13 protein-coding genes are annotated in these 13,798 nt (G+C 63.9%); 6 read left to right on the top strand and 7 right to left on the bottom strand.

Annotated features, from left to right (window positions below):
- Positions 1-153: 153 nt before the first annotated feature.
- The 7 genes from DCN14_RS26860 to DCN14_RS26830 form a co-directional block, all read right to left on the bottom strand.
- On the bottom strand, positions 154-690 hold the full coding sequence (locus tag DCN14_RS26860; RefSeq protein WP_096507640.1) for a diacylglycerol kinase: 537 nt from the start codon (positions 688-690) through the stop codon (positions 154-156).
- Entirely contained in the window at positions 687-1,721 is a 1,035-nt protein-coding gene (locus DCN14_RS26855) for a glycosyltransferase family 1 protein (protein ID WP_096507639.1), read from the bottom strand. Before DCN14_RS26855 ends, DCN14_RS26860 begins: the two co-directional genes overlap by 4 nt.
- A gap of 28 nt (positions 1,722-1,749) precedes the next feature.
- Positions 1,750-2,688, bottom strand: coding sequence for a UDP-2,3-diacylglucosamine diphosphatase (locus DCN14_RS26850; protein WP_096507638.1), 939 nt, complete (start codon positions 2,686-2,688; stop codon positions 1,750-1,752).
- Positions 2,689-2,958: 270 nt separating this feature from the next.
- The gene (locus DCN14_RS26845; protein WP_096507637.1) at positions 2,959-3,468 is read right to left on the bottom strand and encodes an RDD family protein; all 510 of its coding nucleotides are present in this window, start codon (positions 3,466-3,468) and stop codon (positions 2,959-2,961) included.
- A 6-nt stretch (positions 3,469-3,474) separates the two neighbouring features.
- Positions 3,475-4,242 (bottom strand): DUF3106 domain-containing protein, encoded by a 768-nt coding sequence (locus DCN14_RS26840; RefSeq protein ID WP_096507636.1) that lies wholly within the window; start codon positions 4,240-4,242, stop codon positions 3,475-3,477.
- Positions 4,243-4,268: 26 nt separating this feature from the next.
- Positions 4,269-4,694, bottom strand: a complete 426-nt coding sequence (locus DCN14_RS26835) for a DUF3619 family protein (RefSeq protein ID WP_096507635.1) — start codon at positions 4,692-4,694, stop codon at positions 4,269-4,271.
- The gene (locus tag DCN14_RS26830; RefSeq protein WP_027784998.1) at positions 4,691-5,254 is read right to left on the bottom strand and encodes an RNA polymerase sigma factor; all 564 of its coding nucleotides are present in this window, start codon (positions 5,252-5,254) and stop codon (positions 4,691-4,693) included. The genes DCN14_RS26835 and DCN14_RS26830 overlap by 4 nt, the downstream gene beginning before the upstream one ends.
- 351 nt (positions 5,255-5,605) lie before the next feature.
- On the opposite strand from DCN14_RS26830, the gene DCN14_RS26825 reads away from it, so the two are divergent.
- The 6 genes from DCN14_RS26825 (at position 5,606) to pssA (ending at position 13,623) form a co-directional block, all read left to right on the top strand.
- A complete protein-coding gene (locus tag DCN14_RS26825) occupies positions 5,606-7,369 on the top strand; it encodes an acetolactate synthase 3 catalytic subunit (protein WP_096507634.1) in 1,764 nt (587 codons plus the stop codon).
- Positions 7,370-7,479: 110 nt separating this feature from the next.
- Complete coding sequence (ilvN, locus tag DCN14_RS26820; protein WP_006750445.1) at positions 7,480-7,971, top strand: acetolactate synthase small subunit; 492 nt, start codon at positions 7,480-7,482, stop codon at positions 7,969-7,971.
- 95 nt (positions 7,972-8,066) lie between these two features.
- A complete protein-coding gene (gene ilvC / locus DCN14_RS26815; protein ID WP_006491032.1) occupies positions 8,067-9,083 on the top strand; it encodes a ketol-acid reductoisomerase in 1,017 nt (338 codons plus the stop codon).
- Between the two features lie 1,179 nt (positions 9,084-10,262).
- Positions 10,263-11,975, top strand: coding sequence for a group II intron reverse transcriptase/maturase (gene ltrA, locus DCN14_RS26805; RefSeq protein ID WP_096507633.1), 1,713 nt, complete (start codon positions 10,263-10,265; stop codon positions 11,973-11,975).
- A gap of 116 nt (positions 11,976-12,091) precedes the next feature.
- Entirely contained in the window at positions 12,092-12,736 is a 645-nt protein-coding gene (locus DCN14_RS26800) for a phosphatidylserine decarboxylase (RefSeq protein WP_096507632.1), read from the top strand.
- Positions 12,737-12,750: 14 nt separating this feature from the next.
- Positions 12,751-13,623, top strand: a complete 873-nt coding sequence (gene pssA, locus DCN14_RS26795) for a CDP-diacylglycerol--serine O-phosphatidyltransferase (protein WP_096507631.1) — start codon at positions 12,751-12,753, stop codon at positions 13,621-13,623.
- Positions 13,624-13,798 lie beyond the last annotated feature (175 nt).

Raw genomic sequence — 13,798 nt, 5'->3', positions numbered from 1 at the left:
GCGGGCGCTGCAATCGATGCTGCGAGATTCGTCCGGCGCGGGTTGCTGTTCTAAGTCTAGCGGACGATTATAAACCGCGGTTTCCTTACATCGGGCGCATTTCGTCATCGCAATGCGTGCGGCGCATGGTGCGCCGCCGCATGCAGGCGTCCGCTAGAAGCCGAGCCAGTGCGCGACCACCGGGCCGAGCACGAAGCCCCACGTCGTCACGCACGCGAACAGCGCGACTGTGACCGCCGCGCTGCCGAGGTCCTTCGCGCGCTTCGACAACTCGTGGCGCTCGAGCGAGATGCGGTCGATCGCGGCCTCGACGCTCGAGTTCAGCAGCTCGACGATCAGCACGAGCAGCACCGAGCCGATCAGCAGCGCGCGCGATGCGGCCGGGACCGGAGAAAACGCGCCGATCGGCAGCATCACCGCGGCGAGCGTCAGCTCCTGGCGAAACGCGCTTTCCTCGCGGATCGCGACGCGAAAACCGTTCAGCGAATGCTTGAGCGCGTACCACGCACGGGTGATGCCGCGGTGGCGCTTGTACGGGTTCGGTGCGAGCGGCGCCAGACGATCGTCGGGGCCGAGCGGCTCGTGCGGATGCACGTCCGCGTCGGCGTGCGGCTCTTCTTCGTCGAACGGCCGATGCGGTTGCGCCGCGGTGGCAGGGGGCGGGGTCTTGTCGTTCAGGTCTCGTTTCAAACGGCGGCACCTTCGGCGGGCGAGTACGCAGTCTTCGGCAGCGGCTTCAGATGCGACGCGAATTGCTCGGACGCCGCACGCCACGAGAAGCGTTCCGCCCATGCGCGCGCGGTTTCGCGTTCGATCTTCAGCGCTTCGAGGCAGGCTTCCTGCAGATCCTCGTGCATCGCGCCGGCGTCGCCCCCGCCGAGCACGTCGATCGGGCCCGTCACGGGGTACGCGGCAACCGGCGTGCCGCATGCGAGGGCCTCGAGCAGCACGAGGCCGAACGTGTCGGTGCGACTCGGAAACACGAACACGTCGGCCGCAGCATACACCTTGGCGAGCTCGGCTTGCGACAGGACGCCGAGATAGTTTGCTTCCGGGTAGCGCGACTTCAGTTCCGCGAGCGCGGGGCCTTCGCCCGCGACCCATTTCGAGCCGGGCAGGTCCAGCCGCAGGAATGCCTCGACGTTCTTTTCGATCGCGACGCGTCCGACGTACAGGAAGATCGGTCGTGCGGTATTGAGCACCTTCGACTCCATCGGCCGGAAGATGTCGAGGTCGACGCCGCGCGTCCACAGCACGACGTTCGTGAAGCCGAATTTCTCGAGGTCCTGCTTTACGACCGGGGTCGGCGCCATCACCGCGAGCGACGGCCCGTGGAACCAGTGCAGGAAGCGGTAGGTCGCCGCCAGCGGGATGCCGAAGCGCGCCTGCACGTATTCCGGAAAGCGCGTGTGATACGCGGTCGTATACGGCAGCTTGCGGGCGCGCGCATAGCGTCGCGCGGCGAGGCCGAGCGGGCCTTCGGTCGCGATGTGCAGCGCATCGGGCGCGAACGCGTCGATCCGCGCGCGCAGCTTGCGGTACGGCAGGATCGACAGGCGGATCTCGGGATAGGTCGGGCAGGGCAGCGTGCGAAATTCCAGCGGCGTCAGCATTTCGACCCGATGGCCGAGCGCGGTGAGTTCGTGCGTCGTGCTCTTCAGCGTGCGTACGACGCCGTTGACCTGCGGTTCCCACGCGTCGGTGACGATCATGATCTTCATCGCGGCATGTGTCCTGTAAGTGGTTGTGTCAGGCGGTGGCCTTGGCCTTGCGCGACGGGGCTGCGGTCGGCGCGGTGCGCATCGCCGTCCAGTAGACGATCTTCAGTTCGCCTTCAGTCGTTTCGACGAGCGCGGACAGGCTTTCGACCCAGTCGCCGTCGTTGCAGTACAGCACGCCGTCGATGTCGCGGATCTCCGCCTTGTGGATGTGTCCGCATACGACGCCGTCGCAGCCGCGGCGGCGTGCTTCGTCGGTCATCACGGTCTCGAACTGCGAGATGAAGTTGACCGCGTTCTTCACCTGGTGCTTCAGGTACTGCGACAGCGACCAGTACTGAAACCCGAGGCGGCTGCGGATCCGGTTGAACCAGCGGTTCAGCACGAGGATCAGCGTATAGAGCGTGTCGCCGAGGTACGCGAGCCATTTCGCGTGCTGGATCACGCCGTCGAACAGGTCGCCGTGCACGATCCACAAACGTTTTCCCGCGAGCGTCGTGTGAAATGCCTCGCCGCGCACCTGGATGTCGCCGAACGCGAGGTCGCAGAACTGACGCGCGCCTTCGTCGTGATTGCCGGGGATGTAGACGACCTGGGTGCCCTTGCGCGCCTTGCGCAGGATCTTCTGCACGACGTCGTTGTGCGCCTGCGGCCAGTACCAGCCCTTCTTCAGTTGCCAGCCGTCGATGATGTCGCCGACCAGGTACAGGTATTCGGAATCGTTGTGGCGCAGGAAGTCGAGCAGGTACGGCGCCTGGCAGCCGCTCGAGCCGAGATGGATGTCGGACAGCCAGATGGTGCGGTAGCGATGGGTGGACGAGTCGGAGTCGTCGCGCTGCGACGCATGCGCGGCAGGGGGCTCATCCGACGACAGCGCGTCGGTTGTGGCCGCCCCGGACAGGAAGGCGGTGGCGGCGCGGGCGCCGAGCGGTTGACGGAACAGGGAGGTCGCGGACGTTTTCTGGCCCATGCATGACTCGCGCCGGTTGACAGTACAGGCATTGCGCCATGCGGGCGTGACTGTGCCGTGACAGTCACGAGACGTTCTTATTACCGCCGTTGCGGCATGTTTAGCGGCGAGTGCGGCGGCGTTGCGTAACCTGCCGAACCGACGGATTTTTCTTCGACGGATAAGTCGCGCGCAGCGGCCGCGCAAGCGTCTTCGCGGATTTTCGTCTGATGGATGCGCGCAGGCGGCTGCGGCGGCGCGGGCCGCGCGATGCGTCGGTGCGTGAGCCGCTCAGCGCGGAATGGCGACGATGCGCGTACGGGCGATACGGTCGTGCGGGAACTGGCGATCGCCGTGCAGACGGGCCGCGCTGGCCCACACGGCGATCCATGCGGCGGTGAGCGCGAGCGTGACGGGCACCGACAGGCCGAGCAGCGGGTGCAGCGCGAGCGGCGGCAGGAACCACAGCCAGCCGAGCACATAGCGAACGAGCGCGTGAACGGCGTTCAGCGGCCTGCCGCTCGACGACTCGAGCCGCAGCCGCCACGTCTTCATCGGCAGCGTCTGGCCGCCGTGGGTCCAGAACCAGACGAAATACGCGCCGACGACGAGCGCGATCCACGCGGCGAGGAGATTGTGGTGAACGAGGCCGTTGCGCTGCTGCGTCGCGAGACTGAACGCGAGCCCCGCGAAGAACACGACGCCGAACAGCAGCACGGCTTCGTACAGCAGCGCCGCGAGGCGCCGCCGCACGGACGGCGTGGCGACGGCCGTGGCTTGGGGCGCGGGGGTGTTCGCCACGGCCGCTCAGGAACCCTTGAAGAGCGACGGCGCGTCGGCGGGCGACACGGGCGTGACGGCGGCCGGCGCCGGGGCAGTCCCCGACGTGGACGACGCGGCGGCGGGCGACGCGCCTGCACCGGCCGACGCGGGTGCGGGCGCCGGTGCGGGTGCCGGATTGCTGGCCGGATGCTCGTGCGAATTGACGAGGCGGCGCACGTCGCGGTCGGCGACGGTCGGCGGCGCACTGACGACGCTCGGCCGGCGGCGGCGCTCGGCCGCCGCGAGGCGTTCCTTCTGTTCTTCTGGCAGTTGCTGATAGGCCTTCCATGCACGCTCGCGCGCCTGCGCGGACAGTTCCTTCGCGCTCTGGTAGTTCTCGCGCGCGACGCGGCGCTGCTCGGGCGTCATCCGCACCCACTCGGACATCCGGTCCTGCAGTCGCTTTTGTGCATCAGGCGTCAATTTCGCGAAACGCGATGCGATCTTCAGCCATTTCCGCTTGCGGGCGTCGCTGAAGCCGTCCCATTGATCGGCGAACGGCGCGAGCGCCGCATGCTGCGCGGGCGTCAGGCGCGCCCACGACAGCGGGCCGTTGGCGGCCGGCAGCGGCAGGGGCAGTTGCGGGAGTTCGGGGGTCAGCCCGGCAGCGGCCGAGGTTGGCGCGGGCGCACTGCTGGCCGCAGCGGAAACCGTCGCGGGGGGCGGGTTGAATCGCGAATAGGTGGCGACGTAGGAAACGGCGATCGCGATCACGCATCCGAAAAATACGGCCAGGCCGCGCTTCTGACTCACCCGTGCGATCCCCTCGTTATTGTCTGTTAGCGTGTGTGCGAAAGATACGCGTTGAACCCGTGATCGAGGTACGCGTTCAGCGGCAGGTCGTCGCTGAGCATCGCCGCGTCGATGTCGGCGAGTTCCGCGGTCCGTTGCATGTCTTCCCAGTATGCGATGCCGACGAGCCCCGCGAGCAGCACCGCGAGCGGCCATGCGCGCAGCAGGCGGCGTGTGAACGACGCCGGCGGGCGGCTCGCGGGCGTCGTGCCGTATGCGCCGGCCGTGCCGGCGAAGGCGGGCACGAACACCGGCGCGGTCGCGGCTTCGGGCTTCTTGCGCGCGAGCGCGGCCCGGCGCGCGGCGGCCAGACGGTCGGTGGTCGCGGCAGGCAGCGCCGCGGCACGTTCGTCCAGCGCGCGGCGAACCTTCAGCGCGAATTCATGTTCTCGATTTACGGGAGCGGAGCTCATAGCGTGATTCCTTTGGCCTTGAGCGCTTGCGCCAGGGTGTGGGTGGCTCGCGAGCAGTGCGTCTTGACGCTGCCTTCGGAGCACCCCATTGCGGCGGCAGTCTCGGCGACATCCATATCTTCCCAATAACGCATCAGGAACGCTTCCCGTTGACGCGTCGGAAGTTTCTGGATTTCTTCGTCGATCAGGGCCAGAACCTGCTCGCGTTCGAGGCGGTGCTCGCTGCTCTCGACACCTGCATTGTCGTCCGCGGATTCGAGCGTTTCCAGTGGATCGAAGTCGTCGTCGTCGGTGTTGTTCAGCGACGAGAAGAGCGTGACCCAGGTATTGCGGACCTTCTGCCGGCGGAACCAGTCGTGGATCGCGTTCTGCAGGATCCGCTGGAACAGCAGCGGCAGTTCGGCCGCCGGCCGGTCGCCGTACTTCTCCGCCAGCTTGATCATCGCGTCCTGGACGATGTCGAGCGACGCATCGTCGTCACGCACGGCGTACGCAGCCTGCTTGAACGCGCGCCTTTCGACGCCCGCCAGAAAGTCGGCGAGTTCCTTGTCTGATGCCATTCCGTAAAGGTATGCGCTGCGGACTGCGGCGTGTGAAAGGTCGAAAAATTTCGTAAAACCCGCGGATGCTAACAAATTTTCGCGTGACTGGGCACCGGTGGCGGCGCGCTACGTTGCGCGCGAGCCGCGTCCGCGGGCCGTGCGGCGGCGCGCATGATGCGCTGCGGGATATTTTGCTTGACGGCCCCATCATGACCCGCTATCGTCAGCGATTCGCAACATGAAGTGATGGTCTCATTTGAGGCTGGCCCAAGAAGCCCGCCCTTCAACTGGACGCGCCGCTTGAACCCGAGCCACAAGCCCGGCAGAGAGCACCCGATCAATTTTTTGCCGAAAATTCGAAAGGTCAAAATGAACATGCCCAGCGCGGAATTCTCCACGTCGGAACCCCTTTCCCCTCCCGATAGCGACTCCATTGGCGGCACCGTGCTCATGAAGGCACTGGCCGACGAGAACGTCGAATTCATCTGGGGCTACCCCGGCGGCTCGGTACTCTACATCTACGACGAGCTTTACAAGCAGGACAAGATTCAGCACGTGCTGGTGCGCCACGAACAGGCGGCCGTGCACGCAGCCGATGCGTATGCGCGCTCAACCGGCAACGTCGGCGTCTGTCTCGTGACGTCCGGCCCCGGTGTCACCAATGCGGTGACCGGCATCGCGACGGCCTATATGGATTCGATTCCGATGGTCGTGATCAGCGGCCAGGTGCCGACTGCCGCGATCGGCCAGGACGCATTCCAGGAATGCGATACGGTCGGCATCACGCGTCCGTGCGTGAAGCACAACTTCCTCGTGAAGGACGTGCGCGACCTCGCGGAAACCGTCAAGAAAGCGTTCTACATCGCCCGTACCGGCCGTCCCGGCCCGGTGCTGATCGACATCCCGAAAGACATCTCCAAGACGCCGTGCCAGTACGAGCCGATCAAGAACGTGTCGCTGCGTTCGTACAACCCGGTCACGAAAGGTCATTCGGGCCAGATCCGCAAGGCCGTGTCGCTGCTGCTGTCGGCGCAGCGTCCGTACATCTACACGGGCGGCGGCATCATCCTCGCCGACGCGGCACGCGAACTGAACCAGTTCGCCGACCTGCTCGGCTACCCGGTCACGAACACGCTGATGGGCCTCGGCGGCTATCGCGCGTCGGACAAGAAATTCCTCGGCATGCTCGGCATGCACGGCACCTACGAAGCGAACATGGCGATGCAGCACTGTGACGTGCTGATCGCGATCGGCGCACGCTTCGACGACCGCGTGATCGGCGATCCGGCGCACTTCGCGTCGCGTCCGCGCAAGATCATCCACATCGACATCGACCCGTCGTCGATCTCGAAGCGCGTGAAGGTCGACATCCCGATCGTCGGCGACGTGAAGGAAGTGCTGAAGGAACTGATCGAACAACTGCAGACGGCCGAGCATGGCCCCGACACCGAGGCGCTCGCGCAATGGTGGAAGGACATCGAAGGCTGGCGCTCGAAGGACTGCCTGAAGTTCGACCGCAACAGCGAGATCATCAAGCCGCAGTACGTGGTCGAGAAGGCGTGGGAGCTGACGGACGGCAATGCGTTCGTGTGCTCGGACGTCGGCCAGCACCAGATGTGGGCGGCGCAGTTCTACCGTTTCAACAAGCCGCGTCGCTGGATCAACTCCGGCGGCCTCGGCACGATGGGCTTCGGCCTGCCGGCAGCGATGGGCGTCAAGATGGCGCACCCGGACGACGACGTGCTGTGCATCACGGGCGAAGGCTCGATCCAGATGTGCATCCAGGAACTGTCGACCTGCCTGCAGTACGACACGCCCGTGAAGATCATTTCGCTGAACAACCGCTATCTCGGCATGGTTCGCCAGTGGCAGCAGATCGAATACAGCAAGCGCTATTCGCATTCGTACATGGATGCGCTGCCTGACTTCGTGAAGCTCGCCGAAGCGTACGGCCATGTCGGCTTGCGGATCGAAAAGACTTCGGATGTGGAGCCGGCGCTGAAGGAAGCGCTGCGCCTGAAGGACCGCACCGTGTTTCTCGACTTCCAGACCGATCCGACCGAAAACGTCTGGCCGATGGTACAGGCCGGCAAGGGCATCACCGAGATGCTGCTCGGATCGGAAGATCTGTAACGGCGCGACGCGCGCCCGGCCCCGCGCGGCCGCCTTCACGAAGGGCGGTGCGGCATCGGGCGGCGCGCGGCGCGAGTGAATCGACACGGCACATTCTGGAAGAAGCGAACATGAGACACATCATTTCCGTCCTGCTGGAAAACGAACCGGGCGCGCTGTCGCGCGTGGTCGGTCTGTTTTCCGCACGCGGCTACAACATCGAAACCTTGACGGTGGCGCCGACCGAAGACCAATCGCTGTCGCGGCTCACCATCGTTTCCATTGGCTCGGACGACGTGATCGAACAGATCACGAAGCATCTGAACCGCCTGATCGAGGTGGTGAAAGTGGTGGACCTGACCGACGGTGCACACATCGAACGCGAGCTGATGCTGATCAAGGTACGTGCAGTGGGCAAGGAGCGCGAAGAAATGAAGCGGATGTCGGATATTTTCCGCGGCCGCATCATCGACGTGACCGAAAAGACCTACACGATCGAATTGACGGGCGCGAGCGACAAGCTCGACGCATTCATCCAGGGGCTGGACGCGAGCGCGATCCTGGAGACCGTGCGTACCGGCAGCTCCGGCATCGGACGCGGCGAGCGCATCCTGAAGGTGTGATGCCGAAAAGGCACGCCGGGTGCGCCGTCATGTCCCGGCCCGCAGTACCCAATCCGAACGAATTGTTGAATTTTTGAATTAGCGAAGGAACCATCATGAACGTTTTCTACGACAAAGACGCTGACCTCTCCCTCATCAAGGGCAAGCAAGTCACGATCATCGGCTACGGCTCGCAAGGCCATGCACACGCACTGAACCTGAAGGACAGCGGCGTGAACGTGACGGTCGGCCTTCGCAAGGGCGGCGCGTCGTGGAGCAAGGCCGAGAACGCAGGCCTGTCGGTCAAGGAAGTCGCGGAAGCGGTGAAGGGCGCAGACGTCGTCATGATGCTGCTGCCGGACGAGCAGATCGCCGACGTGTACGCGAAGGAAGTGCACGCGAACATCAAGCAGGGCGCGGCGCTGGCATTCGCACACGGCTTCAACGTCCACTACGGTGCGGTGATCCCGCGCGCCGACCTCGACGTGATCATGATCGCGCCGAAGGCTCCGGGCCACACCGTGCGCGGCACGTACTCGCAAGGTGGCGGCGTGCCGCACCTGATCGCGGTTGCGCAGAACAAGTCGGGCGCGGCACGCGACATCGCGCTGTCGTACGCGGCAGCGAACGGCGGCGGCCGTGCCGGCATCATCGAAACGAACTTCCGTGAAGAGACCGAAACCGACCTGTTCGGCGAGCAGGCCGTGCTGTGCGGCGGTACCGTCGAGCTGATCAAGGCTGGTTTCGAGACGCTGGTCGAAGCGGGCTACGCGCCGGAAATGGCGTACTTCGAGTGCCTGCACGAGCTGAAGCTGATCGTCGACCTGATCTACGAAGGCGGCATCGCGAACATGAACTACTCGATCTCGAACAACGCCGAGTACGGCGAGTACGTGACGGGCCCGCGCATCGTCACGGAAGAGACGAAGAAGGCGATGAAGCAGTGCCTGACCGACATCCAGACGGGCGAGTACGCCAAGAGCTTCATCCTCGAGAACAAGGCGGGTGCCCCGACGCTGCAGTCGCGCCGCCGCCTGACGGCCGAGCACCAGATCGAGCAGGTCGGTGCGAAGCTGCGCGCGATGATGCCGTGGATCGCGAAGAACAAGCTCGTCGACCAGACGAAGAACTAAGCATCGCGAGCTGTTCCGGCCCTTCGAGTGGAGGGTCGGTATCAAAAAGCCGCCCGAAGGCAGCAGTGCCCCGGGCGGCTTTTGCTATCCTACGGGCTTTGGTGCGACACGCACGCTCGTGTCCGGGCAGTCCCAACGTAAGGGACATCGACTAGCGGTGTTAAGGAGGCGTCAGTACGAGCCTTACCAGCCGCGAAAAGTGCAATGTGGGCCTCATGAAGCCCGGCAGCCTTTGCACTTCTGGTAACGAGACGAACCCGGTATGGGTATGCCGGGTATCGCCATAGGCGATGTCCGGTGTGCTGAACTACGCCGGACTTCGCATTGCATTGACCTGATTACCGTCAGGTTCCGCCCAGTCAGCGGCTTCATCTCCGCTGACCAAGCGGAGTGGGGTATGCAAATCCCGCGCCCTCGGGCTACGGATTCGTTGCGCGATACGAGCGATAGCTCGGTGTGTCATTGTTCGGCCTCACCAGCAGTAAGGGTGAGTGAAGGGAACCTGCTGTACGACCAGCAGTAGCCTAGGAAGACATGCGTCACTGGTAACGGTGGGGTGTGAAGCTCTTCTGACAATGTAGCCTCCGGAAGTTTCGGGCATGCATGAGTCGCGAGACACGTGCGTGGAGACTCCCAGCAGCGATGGGGTCAAGGAGCTAGGCTGACCGACATGGTTAACGTAAGTGAACTGCTGATAAACCTCGTAAGTAGTGGAAGTGCCTAAGCTGCTGTCAGGCATGAACCAAAAGGTGTGCGGTCGGATAACCCGTTCAAAGCTCGGGTTACGTCGTCGCTGGACCGCCGGGGGAGAGGCAGAACCTAAATCGGTCGTGTGACATGCCGGGAACGTGGTAAGCCCGTATTGCTGCCAACGCGTGAGCGCTGGCAGGCGAACCGTGAGGAACGCTGTTGGCAGTGCGGGTATGGGAGGACGGAGAAAGCGAACGCCGGGCTGTAATGGTCCGGATAGAGGTTGAAACATCACCTCACGCGAAAGCGGGCAGACTTCCGTCTGGTCTACCGTCGCAAGACGGCTGACTAACCCTCAAGCTGAAATTGTGATTGCTGGTGGCTTCTTAGTCATCAGTGTTGTTCTTTTCCCTTGTGGGAGCAAAACGCTCCCGCAAGGGGCGTGTTGCTTTCCGCGAAGGGATTCACTTCTTTGAGCAGGAGAGCAGCATGAGAGTATCTGCCCGTGAGGGTGGGTCTGCGCTCTCCCACGCGCCGGATCACTGGCACGACGTCGATTGGCGTCGCGTGGAACGGAACGTGAGAGGGATGCAGATTCGAATTGCGAAGGCAACGCGGGAAGGTGACTGGCGCAGGGTGAAAGCCCTGCAACGGATGCTGACCCGCACGTTGTCCGCGAAGTTGTACGCGGTACGACGTGTTACGCAAAACCAAGGTGCGCGAACGGCTGGAGTCGATCGCGAACTGTGGGACACGCCTGAGAGCCGATGGGAAGCTGTCGGCAAGTTGAAGCGGCGCGGATACAAGCCTCTGCCATTACGGAGAGTCTTTATCCCCAAGGCCAATGGGAAGTTACGCCCTCTGGGCATACCGACCATGCGGGACAGGGCGATGCAAGCCCTGTACTTGCTGGCTCTTGAGCCGGTGTCGGAATCGACGGGCGACCCGAACTCATATGGGTTTCGGATCAACCGCTCGACGGCTGACGCTATGTCGCAGTTGTTTGTCTCTCTGTCTCAGAAGGCTTCGGCCCAATGGGTCTTAGAGGCGGACATCAAAGGCTGCTTCGACTACATCAACCATGACTGGCTGGTGAACCATGTCCCGATGGACAAGGAGATCCTCCGGAAGTGGTTGAAGGCTGGCCTGATTTACAAGGGGCAGCTACAGGCGACTGAGGCCGGTACGCCACAGGGAGGCATCATTTCCCCGACGCTGGCCAACGTGACGCTGAACGGGTTGGAGCGTGAACTGATCGAGCACTTGCGTGCGAGATTCGGGATCGCGAAGGCCAAGAAGTTGAAAGTGAATGCAGTGCGGTACGCAGACGACTTCGTGATCACCGGTGACTCGCAAGAGATACTGGCGAGCGAGGTCAAGCCTTGGGTTGAGGCATTCCTTGCGCAGCGAGGACTGCAACTTTCCGAGGAGAAGACGCGCATCGTGCACATTGACGAAGGCTTCGATTTCCTTGGGTGGAATTTCCGGAAGTACTCGGGAACGCTGCTCATCAAACCGAGCAAGAAGAACGTGCAGACGTTCTATCGCAAGGTTGCGGAAACGATCGGCGGCAACAAGGCGGCAAAGCAGTCGGACCTGATTCGATTGCTGAGTCCGATGCTACGAGGGTGGGCACAGTATCACCGCCCCGTGGTGGCAAAGCAGGCGTACAGCCGCATGGAGTCTTTGGTCTTTCAGAGGCTCTGGCGGTGGGCGAGGAGGCGGCACCCGAAGAAGAGGGCTGACTGGGTGAGAAAGAAATATTTCCACACGGTTGGAACTCGACACTGGGTATTCGCTGTCCGAGCGGTTCGCGAAGACGGTAGTCAGGGGCTGAATGAGCTGTACCACCTCAGTGGTACGGAAATCAAACGGCACAAGAAGATCAAGGGTGGCTACAACCCCTTTGATCCGGAGTGGGAGCAGTACGGCGAGCTATTGCGGCAGGAGCGAATGGGAGACACCATGCGCTACCGAAAACAATGGGCGAGCCTGTACATGTCGCAGGGCGGGTTGTGTGCGCACTGTGGCTGTGCCCTGTCGGACGAGACCGGATGGCATGACCATCATCTGGAATACCGGATGCATGGCGGCACCGATGCTCTCTCCAACCGGGTTTTGCTTCACCCCGACTGTCACCGGCAGGTGCACGCCGGTAAAATTGCGGTAACTAAGCCGGTCCGACCCCAGGTCGGACTTTGATCGACATGTAGGCTCGAGCCGTATGCGGGGAAACTCGCACGTACGGTTCCTAGGGGGCCCCTTCTCCGCAAGGAGAGGGGGCTACCCTACCAATTCACCGAACACCGAACGAACCCATGAACTATCCTCATCCGATCATCGCGCGCGAAGGCTGGCCGTTCATCGCGATCGCAGCCGTCCTCGCGTTGTTGATCCACGCCGTCGGGGGCTTCGGCTTCGCGTGGCCGTTCTGGCTGCTGCTCGTCTTCGTCGTCCAGTTCTTCCGCGATCCGCAGCGCCCGATCCCGGCGCAGCCGAACGCGGTGCTGTGCCCGGCGGACGGCCGCATCGTCGCGGTCGAGACCACGCAGGACCCGTACGCGAATCGCGAAGCGCTGAAGATCAGCGTGTTCATGAATGTCTTCAACGTCCATTCGCAGCGTTCGCCGGTCGATGGCGCGATCTCCAAGGTCGAGTACTTCCCGGGCGCGTTCCTGAACGCGGCGATCGACAAGGCGTCGACCGAGAACGAACGCAATGCGGTCGTGATCCAGACGGCGAGCGGCAAGACCGTCACCGCCGTGCAGATCGCCGGCCTCGTTGCCCGCCGGATCCTCTGCTACGTGCGCGCGGGCGAACCGCTGTCGCGCGGCCAGCGCTACGGTTTCATCCGCTTCGGCTCGCGCGTCGACGTGTACCTGCCGCTCGGCAGCCGCGCGAAGGTGTCGATCGGCGAGAAGGTCTACGCATCGTCGACGATCCTCGCCGAGCTCGAACAGTAAGCGGCGGACGCACGATGGCCGCATTCAAACCGCGCCGGCCGCGCAACGGCGCCAACCAGACTCCGCGCCCGTTCCGCCGCAACAAGGTGATGGCGCCCGATCCGCTGCCCAGCGAAAGCCGCCGTGCCGCGCGCCAGCGGTTCCTGAAGACGCGCGGCATCTACCTGCTGCCGAACGCGTTCACGACCGCCGCGCTGTTCTGCGGTTTCTTCGCGGTTGTGCAGGCGATGAACGTGCGTTTCGAGATCGCCGCGATCGCGATCTTCGTTGCGATGGTGCTCGACGGAATGGACGGGCGCGTCGCGCGGATGACGCATACGCAAAGCGCGTTCGGCGAGCAGTTCGACAGCCTGTCGGACATGGTGTCGTTCGGCGTCGCGCCCGCGCTCGTGATGTACGAGTGGGTGCTGAAGGATCTCGGCCGCTGGGGCTGGCTTGCCGCGTTCGTCTACTGCTCGGGCGCCGCGCTGCGCCTCGCGCGCTTCAATACGAACATCGGCGTCGTCGACAAGCGCTTCTTCCAGGGGCTGCCGAGCCCGGCCGCCGCCGCGCTGATCGCCGGCTTCGTGTGGCTCGCGACCGACAACCGCGTGCCGATGAAGCTCGGCTGGCTGCCGTGGGTCGCGTTCGTGCTGACGATCTATGCGGGCGTGACGATGGTGTCGAACGCGCCGTTCTACAGCGGCAAGGCGCTCGACGTGCGGCATCGCGTGCCGTTCGCGGCGATCCTGCTGGTCGTCGTCGCGTTCGTGCTCGTATCGTCCGATCCGCCGTTGATGCTGTTCTGCCTGTTCGTGCTGTACGGGCTGTCCGGCTACGTGTTCTGGGCCTACATGGCCGTGCGAGGGCGCGCGAACCCCGCGCGATCGTCGCAGCGCGATCACTGACGCGCAACCTGCTCCCGCAGCGGCGGCCCCGGTTTCGAGGCCGCCGTTTTCATTTGCCCCTTTTTCGAATGACGCAGCGCGGCATCCCGGGTGTCGTCCGATTGCGCACCCGGCGGAATGTCGCTATAGTCTTCGGCATGACTGCATCTTCCCGCCTCTCCCTCCTTCTAGCCGG

Origin of the sequence: Burkholderia sp. IDO3 (assembly GCF_003366075.1) — a bacterium.
Taxonomy (GTDB): domain Bacteria; phylum Pseudomonadota; class Gammaproteobacteria; order Burkholderiales; family Burkholderiaceae; genus Burkholderia; species Burkholderia anthina.
This window is presented reverse-complemented; position numbering and strand designations above follow the sequence as displayed.